Genomic DNA, 26,902 nt, shown 5'->3' on the forward strand with positions numbered 1-26,902 from the left:
GTGGTGACAGGGAACAATTCTCCCTAGCCACGTTCGCACTGCGCGCTTCTCGCGCAACCGCCGCCCGGTCCCTGGGCAGCTGCAACCAGCAAACCACCCTTCCTTCCGCAAGCTTTCATCGCGGGTGGCTTTGCGCTATCCGCGAACAGGAACCCCATGTCCATTCATGCCACCTCCCCTGGTACGCGCGTTGCCGTGCGCACGCAGATGCTGCGCCGCTGCCTGCTGGCCGCCGCGATCCTCACCAGCTTCCATGCCTACGCCGCCGACGACGAGGCGGATGGCAAGAAGAAAGCCACCGAACTGGACGGCGTCACCGTCACCGGCGTGGCCATCGAGAACGGCACCGGTGCACTGGGCGACCGCAGCGTGCATGACACGCCCTACGCCATCAGCGTGGTCGGCAAGGAGGACATCGAGAAGCGCCAGGCGGTGTCGCTAGGCGACGTGTTCTTCAACGATCCTTCGGTGGTCACCCAGGTCAACAGCTACGCAAGTGGCTGGAGCTCGCCGATCATCAATCGCGGCCTGGGCCTGAGCTATGACAGCTATCGCGTCAACGGGCTGCAGGTGTCGTCATGGGGCGGCGAATGGCCACTGGAAGTGATGGAGGAAGTGCAACTGCTCAAGGGTCCAGGCGGCTTCCTATATGGCTTCGGCGCACCTGGCGGCATCGCCAACTACATCACCAAGAAGCCCACCGACGACACCACGCTGTCGGTCAGCGCCGGCTGGCGCACCAGCGGCATCGCCAGCGGCCAGATCGACGCCGGCGGCCGCTTCGGCAATGAGGACATGTTCGGCTACCGGCTCAATGCCTATCGCGAGAAGGGCGAGACCTACAACGGCGGCGAGGTGGATCGCCAAGCCGTGTCGCTATCGCTGGACGCACGCCTGAGCGATGCGCTGACCTGGACCGCGGACGTGATTCACCAATCGCGCGATCTCAGCGATGAAGCGCCAGCGTTCTATTTCAACGGCGCCACCAAGGTGCCGCGCGCGATCTCCGGCGATGCCAACCGCTCGGTGCCAGGCTCGTACTACAACGTCGACATGAACCTGCTGTCCACTGGCCTGGCCTGGCGGATCAACGACAACTGGACCGCCAACTTCAGCTACGGCGTCACCCGCCATGCCAACGACGTCAACAAGATCTTCGACTACATCACCGACAACGACGGCAACTACACGGTCAACGCCTACGAGCTAGGCGGCAAGAGCGAGTCGCGCCAGGGCCAGGCCTTGTTGCAGGGCAAGTTCGCCACCGGGCCGCTGCAGCACCAGTTGGTCATCGGCGCATCCTGGCAACGTGACCTGGGCTGGGACCGCTCTTACAACTGGAACACCATCGGCACAGGCAACCTGTATGACTGGCAGCCGATCAGCCACTACAGCACCGTCCCCAAGAACGTGACCCGCGGCAGCGCCACGTTCCAGAAGGCCGTCTTCCTCAGCGATACGGTGCAGTTCGCACCCGGCTGGTCGCTGCTGGCCGGCTGGCGCTACAACGACTACGAACAGGTGGGCAGCTATCACACCTACCCGGTCACGCCGACCTATGCACTGCTGTACAACCCGGTCGATCACGTCACGCTCTACGCCAGCTACATCGAATCGCTCGAAGCTGGCGGCCGGGTGAGTGAATCGGCGGGGTACGCCAATGCCGGGCAGGTGCTGGACCCAACCATCAGCAAGCAGTACGAAGTCGGCGCCAAGCTCGACTTCGCCGGGTGGAATCTCAACACCGCCGCTTTCCGCCTGGAACAGGGCGCCAAGATCGACCGCTACACCGATGCCGGCAAGTACCTGGTGCAGAACGGCATCACCCGCTATGACGGCGTGGAGCTGAGCACCAATGTGCAGCTGACCGCCGGCCTGCGCGTGGGCGGCGGCGTCACCTGGCTGGATACCGAATACGACAAGCTGGATCCAGCGAACGCGGCCAACAAGGGCAATCGTGTCGCGGGGGCATCCCGCTTTTCCAGTGTCATCCACGCCGACTACGACGTGGCCACGGTCGAAGGTTTGAGCTTCTACGCGGGCGCACGCTACTACGGCGACATCTGGTACGACGCGGCCAACACGCTGAAGATCCCGGGCTACACCCTGGTCAACGCCGGCGCGGGGTATCGCACCGCCTTCAATGGCCATGCGGTGACCTTCCGCCTGAGCATCGACAACCTGACCGACAAGGCCTACTGGTCCAACGCCGGCCTTGGGGTGCCACGCACCTACGCGGCCAGCGTCAAGTTCGACCTCTGACCCATCGCGCCGCATGACCTGGTGGCCGCCCCTCCCATGGCGGCCGTCAGGTCGTGCGCGTCGTCCTGCCCCCTCCCCTTAGTTCGAGCCGCCCCCATGCGCCTTCGCTTCGCTCCCCGCCCTTCCCGTTTCCACCCGCAGCATGCGCTCGTCCTGGCACTGGCCGCCTGTCTCTGCAGTCCATTGCTTCACGCAGCGGAAGCCGATGCCGCCCCCGACGGTGCCCAAGCCACGGACCTGGATGCCGTGAAAGTCCAAGGCGCGCGGCGTACCAAGGCCACGGCCGGTGCACTGGGCCAACGCGCCGAGCTGGACACGCCCTTCTCGATCACCTCGGTCAGCAGCGATGATCTGGAACGGCGCCAGGTCACCACTGTGGCCAGCGCGTTCTTTGGCGATGCCTCGGTCACCCCGCTGTCCAACGACGATGCGTCGGTCTGGTCGTCCAACGCCGTCAGCGTGCGAGGACTCTCGCTCAGCACCACCGACAGTTCCAAGCTCGATGGCCTGCCGCTGGTCAACAGTTTCGGCGAGTGGCCGGTGGAAACCGTCGAGCGGGTGGAACTGCTCAAGGGGCCTGCAGGCTTCATGTATGGCTTCGGCGCGCCGGCCGGCATCATCAACTACGTCAGCAAGCAGCCTACCGATGATCCACTGCTGCGGGCCACCGTGGGTTTCAGGTCTGGCAGCATCGGCACTGCACACGTGGATGCGGGCGGCCGCTTCGGCCAGGACGATCGCTTCGGCTACCGCTTCAACGTGGTCCGCGAAAAGGGCGAGACCTACAACGGCTCGGAGATGGATCGCAAAGTCGTTTCGCTGGCGCTGGACTGGCGCGTGAGCGACAGCGTGACGTGGGATGCCAGCTGGGTCTGGCAGGAACGCATGCTCGACAACGCCAATCCGTATTTTTATCTATCCGGCGTCACGCAGGCACCGGCCACGGTGGATGGCGGCAAGGACCTGTCGGTCGACGGCGCCTACATCGGGGTCAAGACCTGGGCCGCGCGTACCAGCGTGAACTGGCAGATCGCGCCGGACTGGAACGCCAGCGTCGTGTTGGGCCGCAGCCACTACATCCAGGACATTTCCTTCCCCTACGCCGTGGTCCAGAACAACGCCGGTGACTACAAGCTCACCGGCTACGAGATGCACAACCTGGTCAACACCAACTTCGCCCAGGCAATGATCGACGGCAAACTGCAGACCGGCGTATTGCAGCACCAGTTGGTCGCGGGGCTGTACTGGATGGACAGCAAGCAGGATGTCGGCCGCCTGAGCGGTACCAGCGGCTGCGCCGGCACCGTGGTCTGCACCGGCAACCTGTACAGCGGCGGCATCGATTTCGATTACGTCCGCCAAAGCGACCTGGATGGACACTACCGCAGCAGCGATACCGACCAGCGCGCGGTCTTCGCCAGTGACACCCTGAGCTGGAACAACTGGTCGCTGATCGCCGGCTGGCGCTACAACGACTACGACAAGCTGTCCTACAGCGCCGCCGGCGTGCAGACCTCGCACTACACCAAGAAGCCGGTCACCCCCAGCTACGCGCTGCTGTACAAGCCGCGCGCATGGATGACCGTCTACGGCAGCTACGTCGAGGCGCTGGAACAGGGCAGCACCGTGGGCACCGGCTACCTCAACCAAGGCGAGGTGCTCGAGGCCATGGTCAGCAAACAGTGGGAAGCCGGCTTCAAGCTGGAACATGCCCGCTGGGGGCTGGATGCGGCGGCCTTCCGCATCGACCGCGGCGCCAACATCGACAGGGTCACCGACCTTGGCAAGTACCTGGTCCAGGACGGCATCACCCGCTATGACGGGCTGGAGCTGTCGGCGGCCTATCAGGCCAACGCTGCGCTGCGCTTGAATGGCGGCGTGACCTGGCTGGATGCGACCTACGACAAGCTGTCCCCGTCCAATGCGGCCAACCTCGGCAACCAGGCTTCGGGCGTCTCGCGCCAGCAGGCCGTGCTGCAGGCCTCGTATACGCCAACCGCCTTGCCGGCCCTGGAACTGCATGCCGGCGTGCGCCGCTATGGCAGTTATTACAACGATGCGGCCAACACCTTGAAGTTGCCGGCCTACGTGCTGGCCAATGCCGGCGTGGGCTATCGCACCGCATGGGGCGTGCACGGGCTGACCCTGCGGGGCGAGGTCAACAACCTGACCGACAAGCGGTACTGGTCGGCGGTGGGCATCGGCGCGCCACGCACCTTCTCGGTCAACGCCACGTTCGACTTCTGAGCCATCCCTATGCGCGTGGCAGTACCGCGGCCTTTGTCGCCGATACCGCGCGCGTCCTTCCTCTCCCCCCGAGCCGAGCATGCGCCTCCACCATCCTCATTCCCTGCCCCGATTGAGCTTTCTGGCCGCCGCCCTGCTTGCCTGCCATGTGGCATGGGCCGACGAAGACCCCGTCCAGCCGCGCGCCAAGGAGCTGGACACCGTCCAGGTCAAGGCCCAGCAGGTCACGCAGTCCAGCAGCGCACTGGGCGACCGCGCCGTGATCGACACCCCGTTCGCCATCACCACCGTGGACAGCGAACAGTTGCAGACGCGGCAGGTCAACGCGCTGGGCAAGGTATTTGCCGCCGATGCCTCGGTCACCCCAGGCGGCAACACCTATGGCATGTGGTCCTCGCTGCTGTACGTGCGCGGGCTGGCACTGGACTACAGCAACAGCTACAAGATCAACGGCATGCCCTTCTATTCCTTCGGCGTGGAGCTGCCGACGGAGATGTTCGAGCAGGTACAACTACTGAAGGGCGCAACCGGCTTCATGTACGGCTTCGGTGCGCCGGGCGGCATCGTCAATTACGTCACCAAGAAACCCACCGACACGCCGCTGCTCAGCGTCGACGTGGGCTACCGCTCCGATGCGTTGTTCAGCGAGCACGTCGACGTTGGCGGCCGCGCTGGCAGCGAGGGGCGCTTCGGCTATCGGATCAATGTCAGCAACGAATACGGCAATACCTACAACGGCTCACGCCTGAGCCGACAGGCGCTGGGCGCGGCGTTCGAGCTGCGCCTCAGCGACACCCTCAGCTGGACCACCGACCTGCTGTACCAGCGCCGCAAGGTCGACAACCCGATGCCGTATGTGGCGATGAACAACTACACCAGCAGCCGCTTCCTTGGCAGCATCGATGGCAGCCGCAACCTGGCCAGCGATGCAGCCTTCGGTGACACCCGCTCCAGCTACGGCGCCACCACCTTGCACTGGCAATTCGCACCCGACTGGACGGCCGAGCTGAGCTACAGCGCGCTGCGCACCGACCAGCGTTTCGACCAGGAATACCTGTACCTCACCAACGCCGCCGGCGACTACGTCAACAACACCTTCGTCGGCCATAACACCCCGACCTTCTCGGTCGCGCAGGCTCAGGTCCAAGGCCGCTTCAATACCGGCCCGCTGGATCATCAGGTCGTGGCTGGCGCGACCGAACAGGTCCAGCAGATGTACGTCAGCCGCAATGGCCAGTATGGCCCGAGCGGCACCGGCAATCTGTACGATTTCGTCGCGCTGGACTGGCATCCCAACGAATCGGACACCACCTACCATTCGGCCAGCTATCGTCAGCACGCGCTGTTCGTCAGCGATACCGTCGCACTGGGCAAGCACTGGTCGCTCCTGGCAGGCATGCGCCACACCGACTACCGGCAACTGGGCTACACCACGACCGGCGCGCGCACCTCGGTGTATGAGAAGTCGCCCAATACCCCGACCGTGGCCCTGCTCTACCAACCCGATGCCCACACCACCTACTACGCCAGCTACGTCGAGTCGCTGGAGGCTGGCAGCACGGTTGGCTCCTCCTACGCCAATGCTGGCGAAATACTGCCGCCCATGGTCAGCAAGCAGACCGAGCTCGGCTTCAAGGCCGAACATGGCATCTGGTCGGCCAACGCGGCGCTGTTCCGGATCCTGCGCGGCGCCACCTATGTCAACGCGTCCAACTATTACGTGCAGGATGGGCAGATCCGCTACCAGGGCCTGGAACTGCAGGGGCGGGTGCGAACGGCGCAGGACTGGAGCCTGGGCGCCAGCCTGCTGTTGCTCGACGCCGATTACCAACGCAGCTCCACCGCGCTGACCGACAAACGTCCAGGCGGGGTGGCCCGCCGCATCGGCAGCGTGCAACTGGAGCACACCTTCAGTTCGCTGCCCGCGCTGAACATGCATCTGGATGCGCGTTACACCGGGCCGATGTATCTGGTGCCCGGCAAGCCGATCCGGACCCCAGGCTACACGCTGCTCAACCTCGGCGCCGGCTATCGCACGCAATGGCGCGAACATCCGCTGACCCTGCGTGCGGAGGTCCAGAACCTGCTGGACAAGGATTACTGGCAAGGCGGCAGCTACCTGATCCAGCCCGGTGCGCCGCGTACATTGGCATTGAACGCCAAACTGGATTTCTGATCGTCGCGGGCAAAGCACGCATGTTTCACCCCAGGCCAGAGGCAGGACGGCAATAATGACGCCGTCCCCTGCCCCGCACTTGCACATGCCCACGCTTGAAAGTCGCCTCAACCAGCTCTGGGCCCATGAAAAGGCCAGCTATGGCCTGCGCGTCCTCATCGCCCTGGCGACGGTCATGGGCCTGTGCTGGTACCACGATGCGCTGCATGCCATCCCGACGCTGTTCCTGGGGATCATCGCCAGCGCACTGGCCGAAACCGATGACAACTGGTGGGGCCGCAGCAAGTCGGTCCTGCTCTCGCTGCTGTGCTTCGGCCTCGGCGCTGGCGCAGTGGTGGTGCTGTTCTCCTATCCATGGCCGTTCGTCACCGCACTGGCGGTGGCCACCTTCGCGCTGACGCTGCTCGGCGCACTGGGCGAACGGTATGCCTCCATCACCCAGGCCACGGTCGCCATTTCCATCTATTGCATGATCGGGCTCGACGCCAGCGGCGGCCATGCCACCGGGCAGGGTGCATGGCGCGGCGTGGGCCTGTTGATGGCCGGCGCGACCTGGTATGGCGTGCTGTCGATCGCGTGGGCGGCCCTGTTTGCCAATCGGCCGGTGCGCGAGCGCCTGGCGCGGCTGTTGTTCGAAGTCGGCCAGTTCCTGCGCCTGAAGGCCAGCCTGTTCGAACCCGTGCGCGAGAACGACCGGCAGCGCCAGCGGCTGGCCCTGGCCGAACAGAACGCCAAGGTGGTGGCCGCGCTCAATGCGGCCAAGACCGCGATCCTGAGCCGCTTCGGCCGCTCCGGCCGGCCGGGGGTGCAATCGGGACTGTACTTCCGCCTGTACTACATGGCGCAGGATTTCCACGAGCGTGCCAGCTCGTCGCACTATCCCTACGACGCACTGACCAATGCGTTCTTCCACAGCGATGTGCTGTATCGCTGCCAGCGGCTGCTCGCGCTGCAGGGCGTGGCCTGCCGCCGGCTGGGCGAGGCCCTGCGCCTGCGCCAGCCGTTCGTCTATGGCGAAGCCACCCATCAGGCCATGACCGACCTGGACCAGTCGCTGGATTTCCTGCGCGGGCACAGCACGCCCGAGCAGCTACGCCTGCTGGGCTCGCTGGACCTGTTGGGCAACAACCTGCAGAACATCGAGCGCCAGCTCTCCGAAGCGGCACGCTCGGACAGCACCCTGGACGGGATCGACACCCGCCTACGCGATTCCAACCCGCATACGTTGAAGGAAATGGCCCAGCGCGTGCGCCAGCAGCTCACGCCCAAGTCGCTGCTGTTCCGGCACGGCTTGCGCATGGCCATCGCGCTGGCCGCCAGTTACGGCGTCATGAAGTTGCTGCACGCCCACAGCGGCTACTGGATCCTGCTGACCACCGCGTTCGTGTGTCGCCCCAACTACGGCGCCACGCGCCTGCGGCTGGTCCAGCGCATTGCCGGCACCCTGATCGGCCTGGGCTTCACCTGGGCCTTCATGCAGCTGTTCCCCGTGCGTGAACTGCAGCTGCTGCTGGCCCTGCTGGGGGCGCTGGTGTTCTTCATCACCCGCACCGATCGCTATGTCATGGCCACCGCGGCCATCACGGTGATGGCGCTGCTGTGCTTCAACCTGATCGGCGATGGCTTCCTGCTGCTGTGGCCGCGCCTGATCGACACGGTCGTCGGTTGCGTCATCGCCGCCGCGGCCGCATTCCTGATCCTGCCGGACTGGCAGACCAACCGCATCCACCTGATCATCGCCAGCATCGTCGATGCCTGCAGGCGCTATCTGGACGAGGTGATGAACCACTACCTCGGCAAGGGCGGCGACGACCTGAGTTACCGCATCGCACGCCGCGACATGCACAACGCCGATGCAGCGCTGTCGGCCTCGCTGTCGGGCATGCTGCGCGACCCGCGCTACATGCGCCGCAACCTGGATGCGGGGTTCCGCTTCCTGGCGCTCTCCAACACCTTGCTGAGCTATCTATCGGCACTGGGCGCGCACCGTGCCACCTTGCCGCAACACCAGGACGATGCCCTGCTGGAGCAGGCACGCGACCATCTGGACCAGGCGCTGACCGGCATCCACGCCGCCTTGCTGCAACGCGACCAGGTCAGCGAGGACGGCGCGGCCGATGACGAGGCCATGGGCAAGACCCTGGAGCAGATGCCCGAGGACATCAACGGCAAGCTGCGGCTGGTCCGCACCCAGCTAGCACTGGTGACCTACATGCTGCCGCAGCTGCGCGCAGCCACCAATGCCATCGCGCTGGCCGAACCCTCGACATCGCCCGGCGACGACGCGCCCCGGCACGCAGACGCCGCCACGGCGTAACGGTCTGTCTTGCCTGGCGTCCCTTTCCACCGCAACCACGCGCGTATGCTCGGGCGGGTCGCAACATCCCGATTGGGAAAACCTCCATGAAGCACTGCATTGGCAAAACCCTGGCGGTTGCCGCCCTGATCGTCGCCGGCAGCGGCGCCGCGCTGGCCGAGACGCCGCAGGAACAAGCCAACATCAAGACGGTGCTGGCGTTCTACCAGGCCGGCCTCAACGACAAGAACGCAGACGCGGCCATCAAGTTCCTGGGCAGCCATTACACCCAGCACAACCCCAACGCGGCCGATGGCCCGGAAGGCTTCCGCCAGTTCGTGGCCTACCTGCGCGACAAGCACCCGCAATCGAAGAGCACCATCGAGCGTTCGTTCGGTGATGGCGATTACGTGATCCTGCACGTGCACGCCGTGCGTGACCCGGGCGACCGCGGCGATGCCATCGTGGACATCTTCAAGCTGGACAAGGGCAAGATCGTGGAGCATTGGGACGTGACCCAGGCCATCCCGGAAAAGACCGCCAGCGGCAACCCGATGCTGTGACCCCGGCACGCCTGCCGCACATCGCAACAGGAGAGGCCGGGGCACGCCTGGCGCGTTTTGATGCCCGCCGCTCGCCTCCGTCACGGCATCCTGGCCAGCAACGCCGGCCAGGCTCCGAGCCGACGCCATGACCTTGCCTCGCTTGGACGCCAGGCTCGCGCTGACCTTGCTGGTGGCTGGCACGTTCTTCATGGAGAACCTGGACGCCACTGTCATCACCACCTCGCTGCCGGCGATGGCGCGCGATTTCGGCGTGGCTCCGGCACATCTGTCGATTGGTGTCTCGGCCTATCTGCTGGCGCTGACGGTCTTCATCCCGATCAGCGGCTGGGCCGCCGAGCGCTTCGGCGAACGGCGCATCTTCGCCAGCGCGATCGGGCTGTTCACCATCGCTTCGCTGCTGTGCGCGATGAGCGGCACGCTGTGGGGCTTCACCGCCGCGCGCGTGCTGCAGGGCATCGGCGGCGCGATGATGGTCCCGGTGGGCCGGCTCGTGGTGCTGCGTGACACGCCCAAGGACGGCATCGTCCGCGCCATCGCCATCCTCACCTGGCCGGCCCTGGTGGCGCCGGTCCTGGGGCCACCGCTGGGCGGCTGGATCAGCACCCACTGGAGCTGGCACTGGATCTTCCTGCTCAACCTGCCGCTTGGCCTGGTCGCACTGGTCGCGGCGCTGAAGCTGGTCCACGACAGCGATGCACCGCGGCGCCCGTTCGACACGCGGGGCTTCGTCTTGAGCGGGCTGGGCTTTGCACTGTTCATGGCCGGGATTGAGCTTGCCAGCCGCCCCGACCTGTCGGCGGCATGGTGGATTGGCGCGCTGTCCAGCGGCTTCGTGTTGCTGCTCCTGTGTGCAGCGCATCTGCGTCGCACGCCGCATCCGCTGTTCAACCTGGCGCCGCTGCGGATCGCGACATTCCGCGCGACCACGGTCGGCGGATCGCTGTTCCGCACCGCGATCTTCTCCGCACCGTTCCTGCTGCCGCTGATGTTCCAGGTGGGCTTTGGCTACAGCGCCGTCGAATCAGGCACGCTGCTGCTGTGGCTGTTCGCCGGCAACCTGGCGATGAAGCCGGGCACGACCTGGATCATGCAGCGCTTCGGCTTCCGCAGCGTGCTGACGGTCAACGGCCTGGTGGTCGCCGCCGGTTTTGCCGCCTGCGGCCTGCTGGGTGCGGACACGCCGCGCGCGGTGGTGATCGCGTTGCTGTTCGTCACCGGCATGAGCCGTTCGATGCAGTTCACCGCACTCAACACGATCGGCTTTTCCGACATGCCGCCCGCGCAGCTGCGCGATGCCAATACGCTGCTGTCGGTCGTGCAGCAGATGAATGCCGGCATGGGCATTGCCATGGGCGCGCTGGCCCTGGCCGTGGCCCAGCTGATCCGCGGGACGGGTGCAGCCACGGCGCAGGCCGACGACTTCCACCTCGCGTTCTGGATGATGGCCGGCCTGGCGCTGCTGGCCATCGTCGATGTCGTGCGGCTACCCGCCGATGCGGGCCAAAGCGTGCTGGCGCGACGCCCCAGTTAGTCGCCGCTTCCGCAACGGCGCGGTTTTGCTTAGGCTGCGCGCTGATTCGAAGGAACGCGCATGTCCAGCCATAGCCAGTTTTCGCTGCTGAAGCAGCGCCGCTTCCTGCCCTTCTTCGCCGTCCAGTGCTTCGGCGCCCTCAATGACAACGTCTACCGCCAGGCGATCATCGGCCTGCTGTTCTTCATGGGCATCACCCAGGCCGAGCGCACGCTCTACACCAACCTGGCACCGGCGCTGTTCATCCTGCCGTACTTCCTGTTTTCCTCCATCGCCGGCCAGATCGCCGAAAAGATGGAGAAGCAGCGCCTGATCGTGATCACCACGACCATGGAGATCGCGATCATGACCCTGGCCGCGGTTGGCTTCATGACCCAGAACATGACGATCCTGCTGATCGCGCTGTTCGGCACCGGTACGCAATCGACGCTGTTCGGCCCGGTCAAGTATTCGATCCTGCCCTCGGTGCTCAAGCCGGAGGAACTCACCGGCGGCAACGGCCTGGTGGAGATGGGTACGTCCATCTCGATCCTGGTCGGCATGATCTTTGGCGGACTGATCTTCCAGATCGCCGGCACGCACGGGCCGATCACGGCGGCTACCGCGGTGATCGCGCTGGCCGTGACCGGCAACACGATCGCGCGCCTGGTGCCCAAGGTTGATGCCGGTGCGCCGGAACTGAAGGTCAACTGGAATCCAGCCCCCGAAGCGGTGGCCATCATCCGCCTGTCGCGCAAGCAGCTGGCGGTGCGCAACGCGATCCTGGGCGTGTCCTGGTTCTGGTTCATCGGCACCGTGCTGACCGCGCAGCTGCCGACTTATGCCGAAGTGAACCTGGGCGGCCAGCCCTCGGTGTACATCTTCGCGCTGGCCTTGTTTTCCATCGGTACCGGTACCGGCTCGCTGCTGTGCGAAAAACTCTCCGGGCGCACGGTAGAAATCGGCCTGGTACCGCTGGGCGCGTTCGGCATCAGCGCGTTCCTGCTGGACCTGTACTTCGCCCGGCCCGGCGCTGCCGCGCAGACCGGGCTGACGGTGATGCAGTTCCTGCAGGCACACGGCAGCTGGCGGATCTGCATCGACCTGGTCGGCATCGGCCTGTTCACCGGGTTCTTCGTGGTGCCGTTGTTCGCGCTGATCCAGAGTCGCACGCCGCGCAGTGAACTCTCGCGCGTGATCGCCGCGGTCAACATCCAGAATTCCTTGTTCATCGTCGTCGCTGCGATGCTGGGCATCGCGGTGCAGCGTTTCCTGGGCTGGACGATCCCGCAGGTGTTCCTGGCGCTGACCATCGCCAATGCCATCGTGGCGATCTGGATCTTCAGCATCGTGCCCGAATTCCTGATGCGCTTCCTCAGCTGGGTGATGGTGCGCGGGCTCTACCGGCTGCGCCTGAAAGGCATCGAGGCCAACATCCCGGATGAAGGCCCGGCGCTGATCGTGTGCAACCACGTCAGCTACATGGACGCATTGATCCTGTCGGCGGCGATCCCGCGACCGGTGCGCTTCGTCATGTACTACAAGATCTTCAACATCCCGGTGATGCGCTGGATCTTCCGCAACGCCAAGGCGATCCCGATCGCCGGCGCACGCGAGAACCCACAGCTGATGCGCGAAGCCTTCGAAAAGATCGATGAGGCCCTGGCCGCCGGCGAGCTGGTCGGCATCTTCCCCGAAGGCGCATTGACCCGCGACGGCGAGATCAGCGCATTCAAGTCCGGCGTGGAGAAAATCCTGGAAACCCGCCCGGTGCCGGTGGTGCCGATGGCCCTGAAAGGCATGTGGACCAGCATGTGGTCCACGCGCGATTCGCGCCTGCGCCGCATGCGCGTGCCGCGCCGTTTCCGCGCGCAGGTCGAAGTCGTCGCAGATGCACCGATGCCGGCCGACAGCAGCGCCGAGGCGCTGGAAGCCAGGGTGCGTTCCCTGCGCGGCGACGACGCGTGAGCGTGGTTGCCAAGGTGTGCGTCGCGCCGGCACTGCACTAGACTCGTTCCACCAACCATGGGGAGACAGCAACAATGAGCAGCATTCCACCGCCACCCGGCCCGCCGATACCGCCGTCCGATCCACCTGCCTACACGCCACCTCCGCAGCAGCCACCGCCGTACACGCCGCCGCCAATGGCAGCCGCATCCGGCCCGGTTGCCAACCATCTGGTGTGGGCGATCATCGCCACGGTCTTCAGCCTGTGCCTGTGTTGCGGCATCCCGGGCCTGATCACCGGCATCGTGGCCATCGTGTTCGCCGCCAAGGTCAACGGCCTGCTGGCCGCCGGTGATTTCGCCGGTGCACAGCGCGCGTCCAACACCGCAAAGATCTGGTGCATCGTGACCACGGTACTGGCCGCGATCGGCGTACTGATGGTCATCTACAACCTCACCCTGGGCGGCGGCGTGGCCGAATACCAGTCGGTGATCGAACAGATCAAGGCGCAGTCCGGCCAGTGATCGCGTTGACGCGCCCGCGCGTCGCGTTGCTGGCGGCCACCATCCCGATGGTGGCCGCCGGTGCATGGGTCCTGCGACACGTCGACCCGAACCTGCCGAACAACCTGCTGCCCAAGTGCGTGTTCCATTCGGTCACCGGCTACTGGTGTCCGGGCTGCGGCATGACCCGCGCGTTGCATGCGCTGGTCCATGGGGATGTGCTGACCGCCCTGCACATGAATCCGCTGGGCATGTTGATGCTGCCCGCGCTGCCGGCGATGTTGTTCTGGTCGTGGGGATGGCAGCCGCGCGTGCTGCAGCCGGTGATGCGTTGGCTGATGGATCCGCGCGTGTGGCTGGCCGTGATCCCGGCCTACTGGTTGCTGCGCAACCTGCCGTGGTTTCCGTTCACCCTGCTCGCGCCGCCAGGCTCACCGTAGCCCGGGTAAGGCCGCAGGCCGTCCCGGGGGAGCATCCCATCGCCGCAATTGCAGAAAGGCTCCCGGGTGCGGCCTGCGGCCTTACCCGAGCTACGTTGCTGACTTCGATGCCCGATCAGCCGCCTTCCTGGCGCAACGACACTGACCTCGGATCGTCCGGCCGGGCCATCCATGGCCGGGCGTTCGCTAAGCGCGAGGCAATGCCTCGCGCTTAGCTCACCCACCCCGCGATGACGAACAGGGCCAGCAGCGCCATCCACAGCAGCAGGATGCGCCAGACCAGGCTCATCGCGTCGCGCAGTTCCGGCATGTCCAGCAGCTGCGGCGGCGGCACGCCATCGGCGATGTAGTCCTGCGCTTCTTCGGCCAGCTCGGCATTGACGCTGGCCCGTGCGGCCACGCCGAGGAAGCCCGTGTCCAGCTGCCAGCGATTGCCGCCACCAGCGCGCCAGGCGCTGAAGACGGCATCGAAATTGCTCATCAACGCCATCGACAGCGTCACCAGCTGCGCCACTGGCCAGTCCATCAATACCAGCAGACGCTGCGCTCCCTGGCGATGGCCCTGCGGCAGCTGCGCCGCGGTCACGCCACTGGCCGACAGCGCACACAGCCGGTACAGCACCGCGCCCACCGGGCCCAGCACCAGGAACCAGAACATCACCGAGAACCAGCGCGTCAGCGCGCTGCGGAACACCGCTTCGACCAGCATCGGGCCATCGCCGCGCGGCATCCCGGCATCGGGCCACAGCTGCGATATGGCCAAGCGCTGGCTGGCCGCATCTTCGGCGTCCAGCACCGCGCGCAACGTCGGCGTCCAGGTCACGCGGGCCCCAGGCCCAGACCAGCACGGCCGCGCCGAACAGCAGTCCCGGCAAGCCCAGCAACGGCGCGTGCAACCACCATTGCAGCAGGCCCACCACGATCAACCACGGCACGATCGTCATCGCTGCACCGGCCTCGCCAGTCCACAACGTGCTGTCGCGCAGCCGCTGGTGCAGCCACAGCTGCCAGCGCGCGATCAGGTCGTGCCGGCGCCACGCAACCACGGCCTGCGGTGCCAGCTGGCCCAGCACGATGGCGACAACGACCGCTACCAGGGTGATCGACATGTCCGCATCCTCTGCCGCGCCAGTCTCAGGACGGGTCCGGGATCGCGATGACGCAGGCGCGCGTCATGCGGTCATCTTCCGGTACCAGTGTTCGATGAGCGAACGTGAAATCGAAATCCTCGGCGACAGCAGCAGCTCCCCCTCGCCACGGATGGCCGCGCCGATCTGCTCGACGGTGAACCAGCGCGCGTCCTCCAGCTCGCCATTGACCGTGGGCGGATCAGGTTCGGCATCGGCCTCGAAACCCAGCATCAACGCACCGGGGAACGGCCATGGCTGCGACCCCAGGTAACGCGCCGCGCGCACGCGGATGCGGGTTTCCTCCATGACTTCGCGGGCCACGGTCTGCTCCAGGGATTCGCCCGGTTCGACGAACCCGGCCACCACCGAATAGCGATGCGCCGGCCACGAGGCCTGCCGCCCCAGCAACAGGCGCTGGCCGTCGCTGACCGCCATGATCACCGCCGGATCGACCCGCGGGTAATGCTCGGTGTGGCACTGGGTGCAGCGCGCGGTGTAACCGGCGCGGCGGTATTCGACCTTGCCACCGCAGACGCTGCAGTGGCGCGTCTTGCGCTGCCAGTGCAGCAGCGCGCGCGCCTGGGCGAAGGCTGTGGAATCGGCATGCGCCCATTCGCTGGCGGCCTGGCGCAGCTCCATCCGACCGGACACGTCCAGCGCGATCAGCTCGGACGCGATGGCAAACCACGCCACCTCGCCACGCATCCCCAGGAAGATGGCCCGCCCCGGGCCACCACCGATCTCCTCACCGGTGGGCGCCAGCAGTTCGCCATCCGCGTCGGCGAAGCACAGGCCTTCGGCATCGATCACCAGTACCCGCGCCTGCGGCCACAGCGCAGCCAGCGCCTTGGCGTCGTCGCGCAAGGCATCGGCGCGGTCCAGTGGCTGCGCCACGAACGAAAAACCGGACAGCGGTCCGGTTTCGGTTTGGTATGGCACTGGGGCTCCGGTCGCGACGGCTGGCATCACATGCTGAAACTGCTGCCGCAACCGCAGGTGGTCTTGGCATTGGGATTACGGATCACGAACTGCGCGCCGTGCAGGCTTTCGGTGTAGTCCACCTCAGCGCCCATCAGGTACTGCAGGCTCAAGGGATCCACCAGCAGGGTGACGTCGTCGGTGCGCACGGCCAGGTCGTCTTCGGCGCGGTTCTCGTCGAACTCGAAACCGTACTGGAAGCCCGAACAGCCGCCGCCCTCGATATACACCCGCAACGCCAGGTCGGCATTGCCTTCCTCGGCGATCAGTGCGCGCACCTTGGAAGCCGCGGCATGGGTGAAGTTGAGCGGCCGGTCCAGCGACTGGTAGTCCGGCGCCGGTGCGGCGGTAGGCAGGGAAACAAACGTGCTCATGCGTGCAGGATGGGGCCAGTGACCGGCCAGTTCAACCCGCGCCATCAGCATTGGGTGCCGCGTCGGGGGTTTGCGCGCGGGTGGCGTCGGCCCAGGTGAAGGATTGGTCGACGCGGCTGCCGTCATCAGGCTGCAACCGGACAGTCACGCGCAGCGGCTTGAACTGCGGCGGCAGCACGATCTCACCTTCCAGCTGCTGGAAATACTTGAACGAGAACGCCATGCCGTCGGCCGTGGGCTGTTGCCGCAGGTGCGGCCAGTCCAGCATTTCCAGCTTGCCGTCGCGGGTGCCCTCCACGCTCAGCTGCAGGCGGCCACGATTGACCGCGCCGCGGTTGAGGTTCTGGGTGAGGGTGGCGGTGAAATGCCAGGCCTGGTCGGTCTGCTGCTGCAGTTTCAGTTCGTGCATCGCCAAGCCACGGCGCTGGCCGGTGGCGCCGACGAAGCGCTCGTAGAACGCCACGTCCGCGCGCAGGCCGGCGATCTGTTCATCACGCTCGCCCAGCGTGTCCTGCAGGTCGCGGTTGGCACCGCGACTGATCTGGTCCGAACGCGACAACGTGGCCACGCGCTGTTCCAGCTGCTGGTTGCGCGCCTGCACCTGACGCCACTGGGCAGCCGTCGGCAAGGCACTGGCGGCGGGCGAAAACACTTTCCACGCACCCCACACGCCGAACCCCAGCGCCACCAGCAGCAGCGCGATCAGGCCATAGACCGCCAGGCGCGCACCTTTGCTGACCGGCAGCAGGTGCGGCGCGGCAGCGGGCGACGGCGCTTCGGGTTCAGACCGGGACATCGGCGCAGCATAGCCACCGGCGCTTGAGGCCGTTCTGAATGCCGCTGACCCGCTTCAGCCGCGGTTGTCGCCCGCTCAGCCGTTGGCGGCGAGCGGGAACACCTGCGCTTCGGCCACGCCACCGGCATCGGCCTCCGACTGCTCGGCGGACGACAGGTGCACCAGGTTGCCGATCAGCACCGCGCCGGCGCGCATTTCGACCACCTGGTAATGCACGTTGCCGCTGACCCTGGCCTTGGGCGCCAGCTCGACGCGCTCGGTCGCATGGACATCGCCGTCGACGCGGCCATTGATGGTGACCACCGGCACGTCCACCACGCCCTCGATGAAGCCGTTTTCGCACAGGGTCAGCATGGCCTGCTGGCCGGGTGCGGCGAACACGCGGCCATGGATGTGCCCTTCCACCACCAGGCCGCCGCTGAACTGCAGGTCGCCGCGCAGCACCACGTCGGCGCCGATCAGGGTGTCGACGGACTGGCCGTCATGAAAGCTGCTCTTCTTTTTCAACATGCTGACTCCGGGAGGTGAAGGGGGAGATGGGACGGTGTCAGCCGCTGGCCGTGGACCAGTCGAACTCGCGCTGCACCGGCGCGCGGTCAGGCGCCTGCAGTGACACACGCACCCGCTGCGGGGTGAAGCCCGACGGCAGCGACACGCGGCCATTGAGCTCCTGGAAATAGCGGAACGAAAACGCCTGTGGTGCGGCACCATGCCCCTCATGCAGCTGCGCCCAGTCGAGCACCTCGCGACGTCCGGCGCGCGTCCCTTCCAGCGAGAACTGCATCTGCCCACTGCTGATCGCGTCACGATCCAGGGTCTGGGTCAGCACGATGCGGTAATCGAAGGACGCCGGATCGCGCGCGGTGAACCTGGACGAGAACACGGCCAGGTCGGTGCGCTTGGCGGTCGGGCCGACCAGGCGCGCGTAGAACGCCGCGTCGCTGCGCAGGTCGGCGATCTGGATTTCGCGCTGGGCCAGGGTCTCCTGCAGGTCCAGGTTGGCCGCGCGGCTGATGCGGTCGGACTGCTCCAGCACTGCCAGCCGCCGCTGCAGTTGGTCCACTTGCGCCTGCAGCCTGGCGCGGGCTGCGTTGGCGGCCTGCACCTGCCGGTGCGCCGTCAGCGTGCCGCCGGTGCCGGCCAGCAGCCAGGCGCTGCTGACCGCCAACAGCACCACGCCGGCAACCCAGGCGATGCCTCGCCACGGACGACGCGCGGGGCGACCCCGGACAATGCGGTACTGCGAACTGGTGGAATTCATCGGATGGTGGCAACGTCGGGCGAAAATTGAAAAGGACGGCGCACAGCAAACCATTGCCGCGCGCGGCGGCACCTGCATGGTCGACGCCCGGACCGGGCCTATACTGGCGACTCGTTGACGGGGCCCCTGCTTCCCCTTCCCGTCGCTCCCAAGTCTAGGGGATCTGACACCGTGACCGAAGCACACCTGTTCGTGATTGGGATCCTGCTGGCCTGGATGGCCGGCATCCGTGTCTATCTGACCGTGTTCGGCATCGGCCTGGCCGGCCTGCTGGGCTGGGTGGACCTGCCGCCAGCGTTGCAGGCGACCGAATCGTGGTGGGTGCTGGGCACCTCCGGGGCGCTGGCGCTGACCGAGTTCTTCGCCGACAAGATCCCCGGCGTGGATTCGATCTGGGACCTGCTGCAGACCCTGGCGCGCGTTCCGGCCGGCGCCTTCCTGGCCGCCGCCACGCTCTCGCCCGACGGCCACCTGGGGACCGGCGCGCTCGCGGCGGGTGCCGGCGTGGCCCTGACCAGCCATGTCCTGAAGTCCGGCGCACGCGCGCTGCTCAATACATCGCCCGAACCGGTCAGCAACTGGACCGCCTCGCTGACCGAAGACGCATTGGTCACCGGTGGCCTGGCCCTGGCGCTGGTCCATCCGTGGCTGGCGCTGCTGGTGGTCGTCCTGCTGAGCCTGACCATGACGTTGGTCCTGGTGTGGATCGCACGTGCGGTCTGGCGGCGCCTGCGGCCCAATCCAGGCCGGACCGCGGTCCAGCGCTCCTGAAGATCGAATTACGAGCAGTCCGTCGCATAATGGAATCCAGCCAAGCCGGGAAGCCCGATGTCAGCACCGCCGTCGCCCCAACCGTCGTCCACCCCGCCCGCCCGCGCCGTGCTACGCGCGGAAACCCCGCCGCCGCATTACTGGCGGCGCTGGACCAACGACGCGCCAGCGCTACAGGCAGCCGACGGCGACGAGGACGAAGCAGCGGACGCCCTGGCTTCGCCCGGCAGCCAGGGAACGCCGGCAACCCAGGCAAGTGGCAACGACCAGAACCAGCTTGAATCGCCATATCGCGTGCTGATCGTCGAAGACGACCGCCCACAGGCCCTGTTCGCGCAGAGCGTGCTGCATGGCGCCGGCATGCTCGCCGAAGTGGAGATGGACGCGGAAAACGTCATCAACAGCATCCAGCGGTTCGTGCCCGACCTGCTGCTGATGGACCTGCACATGCCCGGCCGCGATGGCATCGCACTGACCGTGGCCATCCGCGATCGCCCCGAATACCTGGACCTGCCGATCGTGTTCCTGACCGGCGACCCGGACCCGGAGCGCCAGTACGAAGTGCTGGACAGCGGCGCCGATGATTTTCTGACCAAACCGATCCGACCACGTCACCTGATCGCCGCGGTAGCCAACCGCATCCGGCGCATGCGCCAGCGCAGCCCGGTACAGGTCATCGCCAGCGCCATGCCCGAAGCCACCCAGTCCAGCCAGGACCTCAACGGCGACACCGGCCTGCATACCCGCAGCTACGTGCTGCAGCAGCTGGGCTCGGCCCTGGAAGAACACGCCGATGGCGGCCTGTTCTTCATCGAGATCGCCGGCGCGCTAGGCCTGCGCGAGCGCTACGGCTACGCCAACTACGAACAGCTGATGGTCCAGGCTGCGCGCCAGCTGTCGGTTCTCGCCGCGCCGCAGCCGTTGGCCCGGTTGAACGACAACAGTTTCCTGGCCGTGGCCCGCGGCCTGACGCACGAGGCGCTGGAGGGCTTCGCCCGATCGCTGCACGACCAGCTGGCGAAAGTGTCGCTGCCGGTACGTGACACCGAAACCATCCAGTTGCGCGCGATCATCGGCTATACCGGGCTCAACCTTGGTTTCGCTGACCGCGCGGCCGCCATCGAAGCGGCCGAGCAGGCCACCATCATGGCCCGCAGCCTGCCCGGCCATGTGGCCGCGCACGTCCCGGCGCCGACCGCCAGCGAACAGGCCCGCACATCGCTGGCCGACACCACGCTGGAACTGCTGTTCCAGCCCATCGTCTCGGTGGCCGGTGGCGAACAGGCCCAGTTCCAGGTGCTGATGCGCCTGCGCCAGCCTGACGGCACCCTGCTGCAGGCAGCCCAGGTCGTGCCCGCCGCCGAACTCAGCGGCGACATCGTCGCCCTGGATCGCCAGGTCTTTGGCCGTGCGCTGGACCTGATCGCGCGCCGCCGGGTCGAAGGCAGCACGCTGAAGTTGTTCGTCTCGCAGTCGCTGCGGACCCTGACCCGCAGCGATGCAGCCGACTGGCTGCTGGCCGAGATCTCACGCCGTGGCATCGAGCCGTCCTCGGTGGTGGTCGATATCCGCCTGTCGGATGCGCTGATCCACACCATGGCGCTGCGCGATTTCACCCGCCCCCCGATGCAAGCCGGCGTGCAGTTCTGCGTGAGCCAGTTCGAACCGGGCGCCGAGGCCGAAGCCCTGCTGTCGCTGTTGCCGCTGAGCTATCTGCGCGTGTCCAGCCGATTCGCCGGTGCGCACAAGGACGCCGCGCTGCGCGGCCAACTGCGCACCACGATCGACCTGGCCCACCGCCAGAACCTGCTGGTGATCGGCCAGCAGATCGAAGATCCACAGGCCGCAGCCGCCATGTGGATGGGCGGCGTCGATTTCATCCAGGGCAACCTGGTGCAGGGCGTCGGCGAAGACCTCGGCTTCGATTTCCATAACGCGGTTCTCTAGGGTCGGCCGGCACAGGCCGCACCGCGTCCGGGCAAGGAAGAACGAGTAAACGCATGTCGACAACGGACCAAGTGATGACGCCGTACCACACGCGCCCTGGCGTGGCCCGCCCCCATCGCGCCGGCAGGTCCTAGCCGTGTCCGCACCGGGACGTGCGGCATTGATGTCATGGCTTGCAGCGGCGGCGGCCGCGGTCCTGCTCGTTGCACTGTGGCTGGACCTGTCGATGGTCCCCGGCCCGTGGCTGCTGGTGGCCTTCTCGTCGGGCGTGGCCGCATTGCTGGCCACCATGGTGACCCTGGTGATGCTGCACGGCGTGGCCCGCCATGCCGAAGCCGCCGACGCACGTGCCGCCATCGCCGAGTCCGAGCGACAGATGATCCAGCGCGAAGTCGAGCGCCTGGGGCGCATGGAAGGCGAACTGACCCAGGCCAAACAGGCCGCCGAATCAGCGGTGCTGGCCAAGGGCGAATTCCTGGCGACCATGAGCCACGAAATCCGTACGCCACTCAACGGCATCGTGCCGATGCTGGACCTGCTCTCGCGTTCGACGCTGGCGCCGGAACAACACCAGCTGCTGCTGACCGCCACCAGTTCCTCGCAAGCGCTGCTGCGCATCGTCGACGACATCCTGGACTACTCCAAGCTGGAGGCGAACAAGCTCGAACTGGAAAACACCGCCTTCAACCTGCGTGAGGTGCTGGAGCAGGTCATCCAGCTGATGCAGCGGCCGGCCGACACCCGCGGGCTGCACCTGAAGCTGCAGCTGGATCCCACGGTGCGCCTGTCGGTCCGTGGCGATCCGCTGCGCCTGCGCCAGGTGCTGACCAACCTGATCGGCAATGCGATCAAATTCACCGAGCGCGGCTCGGTCACCCTGGTGGCGCGCCGGCTGGGTGAAACCGGCGCCCAGCACCTGCTGCGCTTCGAAGTCCGCGACACCGGCATCGGTATCGACGCCGACACCCAGGCACGGCTGTTCCATTCCTTCAGCCAGGCCGATGCCTCCACCACGCGCCTGTTCGGCGGCACCGGCCTGGGCCTGGCCATCTGCAAACGCATCGTCGACCTGATGGGCGGCCGCATCGCGGTGGTGTCCGAAGCCGGACGCGGTTCCGCCTTCTGGTTCGAGATCCCGCTGTTCAAGGTACTGGGCGACCTGCCCGCCCCTGAGACCGCGCCAGGCCAGGCGCGCATCCTGCTGGTGACGGCCGACCCGCTGCTGCGCTCGCGCCTGTCCAGCCTGATGTCGCAATGGGGCATGTCCCTACAGTGCGTCGACAACACCCAGGAAGCGCTGGAGCGCCTGCGTACCTTCACCGCAGGCTTCACCTCCGTGGTCGCCGACCTGACGGGCGTGCGCAGCAGCGCGCGCGCCCTGCACCGGGCGGCCGGGCGCGCCTCGATCGAATTCGGCACCCAACTGGTCTGGCTTTATGGCGACGAACCGGTGCCCGAAGAACAGCGCGCCGGCGCCACCGTGCTGCCGCGGCTGGCACACGAATCGGACCTGCGCGCGCTGCTCGGCAGCGTCCGTGCTGCAGCGGGCACGCCATCGGTGCAGCCGCTGCCGCTGCCCGAACCCGAACAGCACTTCACCTCGACCCGGATCAGCACGGGTGATGTCATGGGCGTCCCACGGCCGACCACATCCGACGGACGCCGCCTGCTGCTGGTCGAGGACAACCCGGTCAACCTGGCCGTGGCCGAGAAGATCCTCGAATCCCTGGGCTTCACTGCCGATCACGCCGGCAACGGCGTCGTCGCACTGGAGAAGATGGGCCGCACCCGCTATCCACTGGTGCTGATGGACTGCCAGATGCCACTGCTGGATGGCTATACCGCCACCCGGCGCTGGCGCGATCAGGAGGCAGAGCGTGGTGACGCACGCATGCCGATCGTGGCCATGACCGCCAACGCGATGGCCGGCGACCGCCAACGCTGCCTGGATGCCGGCATGGACGACTATCTGTCCAAACCGGTCTCGCGCGGCCTGCTGGAACGATGCCTGCGCCAGTGGCTACCGGCCACGGATGCGGATCCGGCCGCCGCTGTCGCACTTGCGTCGACCCCCGGCTGGGCCACGGCTCCGGCCTTGCGGATGCCGGAACCGCTGGCCGCCGAACCGCACCCTTTCGTTGAGGAAACCATGCCGCCGCCGGCCGCTTCGGCCGCCGGTGGCGCGATCACCGCGTTGGACACCGGCGTCCTGGACGAACTGTTCGAGGTCACCGGCCCCGACCTGGCACGCATCATCCATGCCTTCCTGGAAGACGCGCCGCGCCTGATCAGCGAACTGGAAAGGGCCTCGAGCATCCCGGACCTGGATGCCATGCGCGCCGCCGCCCACTCCCTCAAATCCTCCAGCGCCAACATGGGCGCCATGGCGTTGTCAGCGGCGGCCAAACGCATCGAACTGGGCGCACGCGAACAGCGCCTGGACCGCCCTGCGGTGGCGGTGGCGCTGGTCATCGCGGAATCTGCCCGGGCCCGGGTCGCGCTACAGGGCTACCTGGCGCGCCTGCAGGCCACCGGCAGCTCGACTCAGTCGTCGAGCTTGGTCAACAGGTAGTTCGGTTCGCCGATCCGGCCAATCAGGTCCAGCTGGGTTTCCAGCCAGTCCACGTGCTCTTCCTCCGAATCGAGGATGTCCACCAGCAACTGGCGGCTGACGTAATCGCCGACCGTCTCGCAGTAAGCCACGCCCTCGCGCAGCACCGGCAGCGCGTCCATCTCCAGCGCCAGGTCGCACTCCAGCATCTCGCGCGGATTCTCACCGACCCGCAGCTTGCCCAGCGCCTGGAAATTCGGGAGCCCTTCGAGGAACAGGATGCGGTCGGCCAGCTTGTCCGCATGCTTCATCTCGTCGATGGATTCCTTGTACTCGTGTTCGGCGAGTTCCTTCAGACCCCAGTTCTTCAGCATCTTGGCGTGCAGGAAGTACTGGTTGATCGCGGTCAGCTCGTTGTAGAGGACCTTGTTGAGGAATTCGATGACCTTGGCGTCGCCTTTCATCGTCACGGCCTGTGCTTGGGGAATGCGCAGCAGGATAACGGCCGCGGGCGGGCCATGACGGAACGCGAATCGTGATCAGTTCGGCCTGCGCCTGGCAGGCACGCCGGGCCGCGAATCAGGCGGCGAGCGCATTACCCAGCATCGGCAGCGGGAAGCCCGCCACGGCATGATGCTCGGCCAGCATGTCGCCGGCCATGTCCAGGCAGCTGCCGCAGGTGCTGCCGCAACCGGTGCGCATGGTCAACTCGGACACCGTCCTGCAGCCGTTGGCGGCGGCTTCGCGGATCTGGTGGTCGGTCACTCCATTGCAGATGCAGACGTACACGGCGATGGGCTGATATGCGGCAGGCCGGAATGGCCTAGGCCGCATTCAAACGCGAATGCGAATGGTTGTCAATTTCCAGAAGGAACGAACCCTGAACCATCCCGCCGACGGCCGGCACGGTTACGCGGACGCTGGTGGTTGCGCGGCGCCGGATCGCCCGGCCGACGCTCCAGACGCGCCTGCGGAACGGCCTGCAACCCCGCCACCACGCGCGCCAACGGTGCCAGGTGGTCCAGTGCACGGGCATAGACGCCGCGCTTGAACATCACCACGTGCTCCATCGGGTACCAGAAATCCACCCACCGCCAATGGTCGAACTCGGGAGTCTCGGTCAGGTCCAGGCGGACGTGCTGTTCATCGCAGACCATGCGCAGCAGGAACCAGACCTGTTTTTGGCCGATGCAGACATGACGCTCGTTGCGACGCACGGCACGGTGCGGCAGGCGGTAACGCAGCCAGCCAGGGGTGGCGCCCAGGACCTCGACATGCTCGGGGAGCAGGCCGGTTTCCTCGCGCAGTTCGCGGTACATGGCCTCGACCGGTGTCTCGTCCGTATTCATGCCGCCCTGCGGGAATTGCCAGCCATCCCGGCGCACCCTGCGCGCCCAGAAGACCTTCCCTTGGGGATGCATCAACACGATGCCAACGTTGGGTCGATAACCGTCCGGATCGATCACGACGCGGACTCCTGAAAATCTACTGGGTCCGAATGTGCCACGCCCGGGCCTGCGCCTCAACCTGCAAGGGAGCGATTGACAGAAGTTCTTCCGATGCCCAGAATTGCCGGTTCTCGCGCGGCTATGTAGCTCAGCCGGTTAGAGCACAGCACTCATAATGCTGGGGTCGGTGGTTCGAGTCCACCCATAGCCACCACGTCGCGCGAAACCGCAGTACCGAAAAAAGCCCGCTGACAAGCGGGCTTTTTCGTATGCGGGATGCCGAATGCAAGGCGCTTCCGAATCCCATGGGCATCCAGCACGGCACCGGAGCGGAGCGAGGCCCCACCCCTGTCGCATGCATGGGTCCGACGTCATTGGACATCGGCCGAAGCCTCAAACATGCATTCATTTAACCGGCGGTCGTGCCTTGCGCAGGTCGTCGCGCATCTCGAACCACATGCCGTTGAGGATGGCGAAGAAGGCGGCCATGCTCACGCCGAGAATCCAGGCGAAATACCACATCGTCGTTTGCTCCTAGAGGTGGGGAAGATCAGTACGCGTTGGGATTGCTGGACAGGCTGTCGTCGGTGACCTTGCCGCGCAGCACGCGATACACCCAGGCGGTGTAGGCAATGATGATCGGCAGGAAGACCGCGGTGGCCACCAGCATGATGAACAGCGTCATGTGGCTGGACGAGGCGTCCCACACGGTCAAGCTGGACCTGGGGTCCAGCGAGGACGGCAACAGGAAAGGAAATACCGCTACGCCTTCGGTCAGGATGATCGCCGCAATGGCCATGCCCGAGGCCAGGAACGCCGGCAGTTCGCGCCCGGCCCGCAGCAGCACCGCAGCCAGCAATGCACCAGCCACGCCCAGCACCGGGAAGATCCAGGTCCACGGCATCGCGCTGTAGTTGGCCATCCAGGCGCCCGCCGACAGCGCCACCTGCTTGGCCAGCGGGTCGGATGGGCCAGCATGGTCCAGCGCACCGACCACCTGATAACCGGTCATGCCGAAGGCCAGCCAGACACCCGCGGCAGCGAACAGCAGCGCCGTGGCGACGCCGGCAATCGCGCCGAAGCGGCGTGCCCGCGCGGCGATCTCGCCGCTGGTCTTCATCACCAGCATGCCTGCGCCATGGGTGACCAGCATCGCCACGCTGACCAGCCCGCACAGCAGCGGGAACGGCATCAGCAGGCCGAGCAGATCGCCGTGATAGACGGGCCGCAGCGCATCGTCGAACTGGAACGGCGCACCGACCAGCACGTTGCCCATCGCCACGCCAAATACCAGCGCCGGAACCAGGCCGGCGCCGAACAGCACCCAGTCCCAGACCGCGCGCCAGGTGGCATGTTCGACCTTGCTGCGGAACTTGAAGCCGACCGGGCGCAGGATCAGCGCGAGCAGGATCAGGAACATCGCCAGGTAGAAGCCGGAGAAGCTGACCGCATACAGGGCCGGGAACGCGGCGAAGATCGCGCCGCCGCCCAGGATCAGCCAGACCTGGTTGCCTTCCCACACCGGGCCGACGACGTTGATCACCAGCCGGCGTTCGCGATCGGTGCGGGCCACGGCTGGCAGTAGCGTCGCCACGCCCAGGTCGAAGCCATCCATCACCGCAAAGCCGATCAGCAGGATGCCCAGCAGCAGCCACCAGATGAAGCGCAGGGTTTCGTAATCAAGGGGAATCGTGTCCAT

General features: G+C 66.4%; 22 protein-coding genes, 1 tRNA gene and 1 pseudogene. 13 read left to right on the top strand and 11 right to left on the bottom strand.

What is annotated here, in order from left to right; genetic code table 11:
- Positions 1-156 precede the first annotated feature (156 nt).
- The 9 genes from O8I58_RS08955 (at position 157) to O8I58_RS08995 (ending at position 13,947) form a co-directional block, all read left to right on the top strand.
- Complete coding sequence (locus O8I58_RS08955) at positions 157-2,262, top strand: TonB-dependent siderophore receptor (RefSeq protein ID WP_298322435.1); 2,106 nt, start codon at positions 157-159, stop codon at positions 2,260-2,262.
- Between the two features lie 246 nt (positions 2,263-2,508).
- Positions 2,509-4,509: a TonB-dependent receptor gene (locus O8I58_RS08960; protein ID WP_298322438.1), complete on the top strand. Its 2,001-nt coding sequence runs from the start codon at positions 2,509-2,511 to the stop codon at positions 4,507-4,509.
- Positions 4,510-4,588: 79 nt separating this feature from the next.
- On the top strand, positions 4,589-6,685 hold the full coding sequence (locus O8I58_RS08965; protein WP_298322441.1) for a TonB-dependent siderophore receptor: 2,097 nt from the start codon (positions 4,589-4,591) through the stop codon (positions 6,683-6,685).
- 79 nt (positions 6,686-6,764) lie between these two features.
- Complete coding sequence (yccS, locus tag O8I58_RS08970; RefSeq protein ID WP_298322870.1) at positions 6,765-9,002, top strand: YccS family putative transporter; 2,238 nt, start codon at positions 6,765-6,767, stop codon at positions 9,000-9,002.
- 86 nt (positions 9,003-9,088) lie between these two features.
- The gene (locus O8I58_RS08975; RefSeq protein ID WP_298322444.1) at positions 9,089-9,544 is read left to right on the top strand and encodes a nuclear transport factor 2 family protein; all 456 of its coding nucleotides are present in this window, start codon (positions 9,089-9,091) and stop codon (positions 9,542-9,544) included.
- Between the two features lie 127 nt (positions 9,545-9,671).
- Positions 9,672-11,078 (top strand): MFS transporter, encoded by a 1,407-nt coding sequence (locus O8I58_RS08980; protein WP_298322447.1) that lies wholly within the window; start codon positions 9,672-9,674, stop codon positions 11,076-11,078.
- Between the two features lie 60 nt (positions 11,079-11,138).
- The gene (locus O8I58_RS08985; RefSeq protein ID WP_298322449.1) at positions 11,139-13,025 is read left to right on the top strand and encodes an MFS transporter; all 1,887 of its coding nucleotides are present in this window, start codon (positions 11,139-11,141) and stop codon (positions 13,023-13,025) included.
- A 176-nt stretch (positions 13,026-13,201) separates the two neighbouring features.
- Positions 13,202-13,528, top strand: coding sequence for a CD225/dispanin family protein (locus O8I58_RS08990; protein ID WP_298322873.1), 327 nt, complete (start codon positions 13,202-13,204; stop codon positions 13,526-13,528).
- Entirely contained in the window at positions 13,525-13,947 is a 423-nt protein-coding gene (locus O8I58_RS08995; RefSeq protein WP_345781332.1) for a DUF2752 domain-containing protein, read from the top strand. The genes O8I58_RS08990 and O8I58_RS08995 overlap by 4 nt, the downstream gene beginning before the upstream one ends.
- A 211-nt stretch (positions 13,948-14,158) precedes the next feature.
- On the opposite strand, the pseudogene O8I58_RS09000 reads toward O8I58_RS08995, so the two are convergent.
- From O8I58_RS09000 to O8I58_RS09025, 6 genes and pseudogenes are all read right to left on the bottom strand, one after another.
- Positions 14,159-15,056: pseudogene (locus O8I58_RS09000) on the bottom strand (hypothetical protein).
- 63 nt (positions 15,057-15,119) lie between these two features.
- Positions 15,120-16,016 carry an NAD(+) diphosphatase gene (gene nudC, locus O8I58_RS09005; protein ID WP_298322452.1) on the bottom strand — a complete coding sequence of 299 codons (897 nt, stop codon included), beginning with the start codon at positions 16,014-16,016 and terminating at the stop codon, positions 15,120-15,122.
- Positions 16,017-16,042: 26 nt separating this feature from the next.
- Positions 16,043-16,429, bottom strand: coding sequence for an iron-sulfur cluster insertion protein ErpA (gene erpA / locus O8I58_RS09010; protein ID WP_298322455.1), 387 nt, complete (start codon positions 16,427-16,429; stop codon positions 16,043-16,045).
- A gap of 31 nt (positions 16,430-16,460) precedes the next feature.
- On the bottom strand, positions 16,461-17,225 hold the full coding sequence (locus O8I58_RS09015) for a DUF6776 family protein (protein WP_298322458.1): 765 nt from the start codon (positions 17,223-17,225) through the stop codon (positions 16,461-16,463).
- Positions 17,226-17,300: 75 nt separating this feature from the next.
- On the bottom strand, positions 17,301-17,735 hold the full coding sequence (locus O8I58_RS09020) for a bactofilin family protein (RefSeq protein WP_345781333.1): 435 nt from the start codon (positions 17,733-17,735) through the stop codon (positions 17,301-17,303).
- A gap of 37 nt (positions 17,736-17,772) precedes the next feature.
- Positions 17,773-18,486 (bottom strand): DUF6776 family protein, encoded by a 714-nt coding sequence (locus O8I58_RS09025; protein WP_298322460.1) that lies wholly within the window; start codon positions 18,484-18,486, stop codon positions 17,773-17,775.
- 171 nt (positions 18,487-18,657) lie between these two features.
- Between O8I58_RS09025 and O8I58_RS09030 the strand changes: the two genes are divergently transcribed.
- The 3 genes from O8I58_RS09030 (at position 18,658) to O8I58_RS09040 (ending at position 23,776) form a co-directional block, all read left to right on the top strand.
- Positions 18,658-19,257: a DUF4126 domain-containing protein gene (locus O8I58_RS09030; RefSeq protein ID WP_298322464.1), complete on the top strand. Its 600-nt coding sequence runs from the start codon at positions 18,658-18,660 to the stop codon at positions 19,255-19,257.
- Positions 19,258-19,314: 57 nt separating this feature from the next.
- A complete protein-coding gene (locus tag O8I58_RS09035) occupies positions 19,315-21,204 on the top strand; it encodes an EAL domain-containing protein (RefSeq protein WP_298322466.1) in 1,890 nt (629 codons plus the stop codon).
- 163 nt (positions 21,205-21,367) lie between these two features.
- A complete protein-coding gene (locus tag O8I58_RS09040; protein WP_298322469.1) occupies positions 21,368-23,776 on the top strand; it encodes a hybrid sensor histidine kinase/response regulator in 2,409 nt (802 codons plus the stop codon).
- Here O8I58_RS09040 and bfr read toward each other — a convergent pair.
- From bfr to O8I58_RS09055, 3 genes are all read right to left on the bottom strand, one after another.
- Positions 23,749-24,219: a bacterioferritin gene (gene bfr, locus O8I58_RS09045; RefSeq protein WP_298322471.1), complete on the bottom strand. Its 471-nt coding sequence runs from the start codon at positions 24,217-24,219 to the stop codon at positions 23,749-23,751. The genes O8I58_RS09040 and bfr overlap by 28 nt on opposite strands.
- Before the next feature lie 115 nt (positions 24,220-24,334).
- A complete protein-coding gene (locus O8I58_RS09050) occupies positions 24,335-24,544 on the bottom strand; it encodes a (2Fe-2S)-binding protein (protein WP_298322474.1) in 210 nt (69 codons plus the stop codon).
- A gap of 68 nt (positions 24,545-24,612) precedes the next feature.
- On the bottom strand, positions 24,613-25,221 hold the full coding sequence (locus O8I58_RS09055) for an RNA pyrophosphohydrolase (RefSeq protein ID WP_298322476.1): 609 nt from the start codon (positions 25,219-25,221) through the stop codon (positions 24,613-24,615).
- Positions 25,222-25,340: 119 nt separating this feature from the next.
- Between O8I58_RS09055 and O8I58_RS09060 the strand changes: the two genes are divergently transcribed.
- Positions 25,341-25,417: transfer RNA gene (locus O8I58_RS09060), tRNA-Met, on the top strand.
- Between the two features lie 191 nt (positions 25,418-25,608).
- Here the strand turns inward: O8I58_RS09060 and cydX are convergent.
- Positions 25,609-25,725 (bottom strand): cytochrome bd-I oxidase subunit CydX, encoded by a 117-nt coding sequence (gene cydX / locus O8I58_RS09065; RefSeq protein WP_298322478.1) that lies wholly within the window; start codon positions 25,723-25,725, stop codon positions 25,609-25,611.
- Positions 25,726-25,753: 28 nt separating this feature from the next.
- Positions 25,754-26,902, bottom strand: coding sequence for a cytochrome d ubiquinol oxidase subunit II (gene cydB / locus O8I58_RS09070; protein WP_298322480.1), 1,149 nt, complete (start codon positions 26,900-26,902; stop codon positions 25,754-25,756).

It is taken from the genome of Pseudoxanthomonas sp. (genome assembly GCF_027498035.1).
GTDB lineage: Bacteria > Pseudomonadota > Gammaproteobacteria > Xanthomonadales > Xanthomonadaceae > Pseudoxanthomonas_A.

What these genes read in the sequence shown, in the direction of transcription:
- O8I58_RS08955 (WP_298322435.1), top strand. Translation starts at nt 157, where the DNA reads ATGTCCATTCATGCCACCTCCCCTGGTACGCGCGTTGCCGTGCGCACG.
- O8I58_RS08975 (WP_298322444.1), top strand. Translation starts at nt 9,089, where the DNA reads ATGAAGCACTGCATTGGCAAAACCCTGGCGGTTGCCGCCCTGATCGTC.
- bfr (WP_298322471.1), bottom strand. Translation starts at nt 24,219, where the DNA reads ATGAAAGGCGACGCCAAGGTCATCGAATTCCTCAACAAGGTCCTCTAC.
- cydB (WP_298322480.1), bottom strand. Translation starts at nt 26,902, where the DNA reads ATGGACACGATTCCCCTTGATTACGAAACCCTGCGCTTCATCTGGTGG.
- O8I58_RS09015 (WP_298322458.1), bottom strand. Translation starts at nt 17,225, where the DNA reads ATGTCCCGGTCTGAACCCGAAGCGCCGTCGCCCGCTGCCGCGCCGCAC.
- cydX (WP_298322478.1), bottom strand. Translation starts at nt 25,725, where the DNA reads ATGTGGTATTTCGCCTGGATTCTCGGCGTGAGCATGGCCGCCTTCTTC.
- O8I58_RS08985 (WP_298322449.1), top strand. Translation starts at nt 11,139, where the DNA reads ATGTCCAGCCATAGCCAGTTTTCGCTGCTGAAGCAGCGCCGCTTCCTG.
- O8I58_RS08965 (WP_298322441.1), top strand. Translation starts at nt 4,589, where the DNA reads ATGCGCCTCCACCATCCTCATTCCCTGCCCCGATTGAGCTTTCTGGCC.
- O8I58_RS09020 (WP_345781333.1), bottom strand. Translation starts at nt 17,735, where the DNA reads ATGTTGAAAAAGAAGAGCAGCTTTCATGACGGCCAGTCCGTCGACACC.
- O8I58_RS09025 (WP_298322460.1), bottom strand. Translation starts at nt 18,486, where the DNA reads ATGAATTCCACCAGTTCGCAGTACCGCATTGTCCGGGGTCGCCCCGCG.
- O8I58_RS08980 (WP_298322447.1), top strand. Translation starts at nt 9,672, where the DNA reads ATGACCTTGCCTCGCTTGGACGCCAGGCTCGCGCTGACCTTGCTGGTG.
- erpA (WP_298322455.1), bottom strand. Translation starts at nt 16,429, where the DNA reads ATGAGCACGTTTGTTTCCCTGCCTACCGCCGCACCGGCGCCGGACTAC.
- O8I58_RS09040 (WP_298322469.1), top strand. Translation starts at nt 21,368, where the DNA reads ATGTCATGGCTTGCAGCGGCGGCGGCCGCGGTCCTGCTCGTTGCACTG.
- O8I58_RS08990 (WP_298322873.1), top strand. Translation starts at nt 13,202, where the DNA reads ATGGCAGCCGCATCCGGCCCGGTTGCCAACCATCTGGTGTGGGCGATC.
- O8I58_RS09035 (WP_298322466.1), top strand. Translation starts at nt 19,315, where the DNA reads ATGTCAGCACCGCCGTCGCCCCAACCGTCGTCCACCCCGCCCGCCCGC.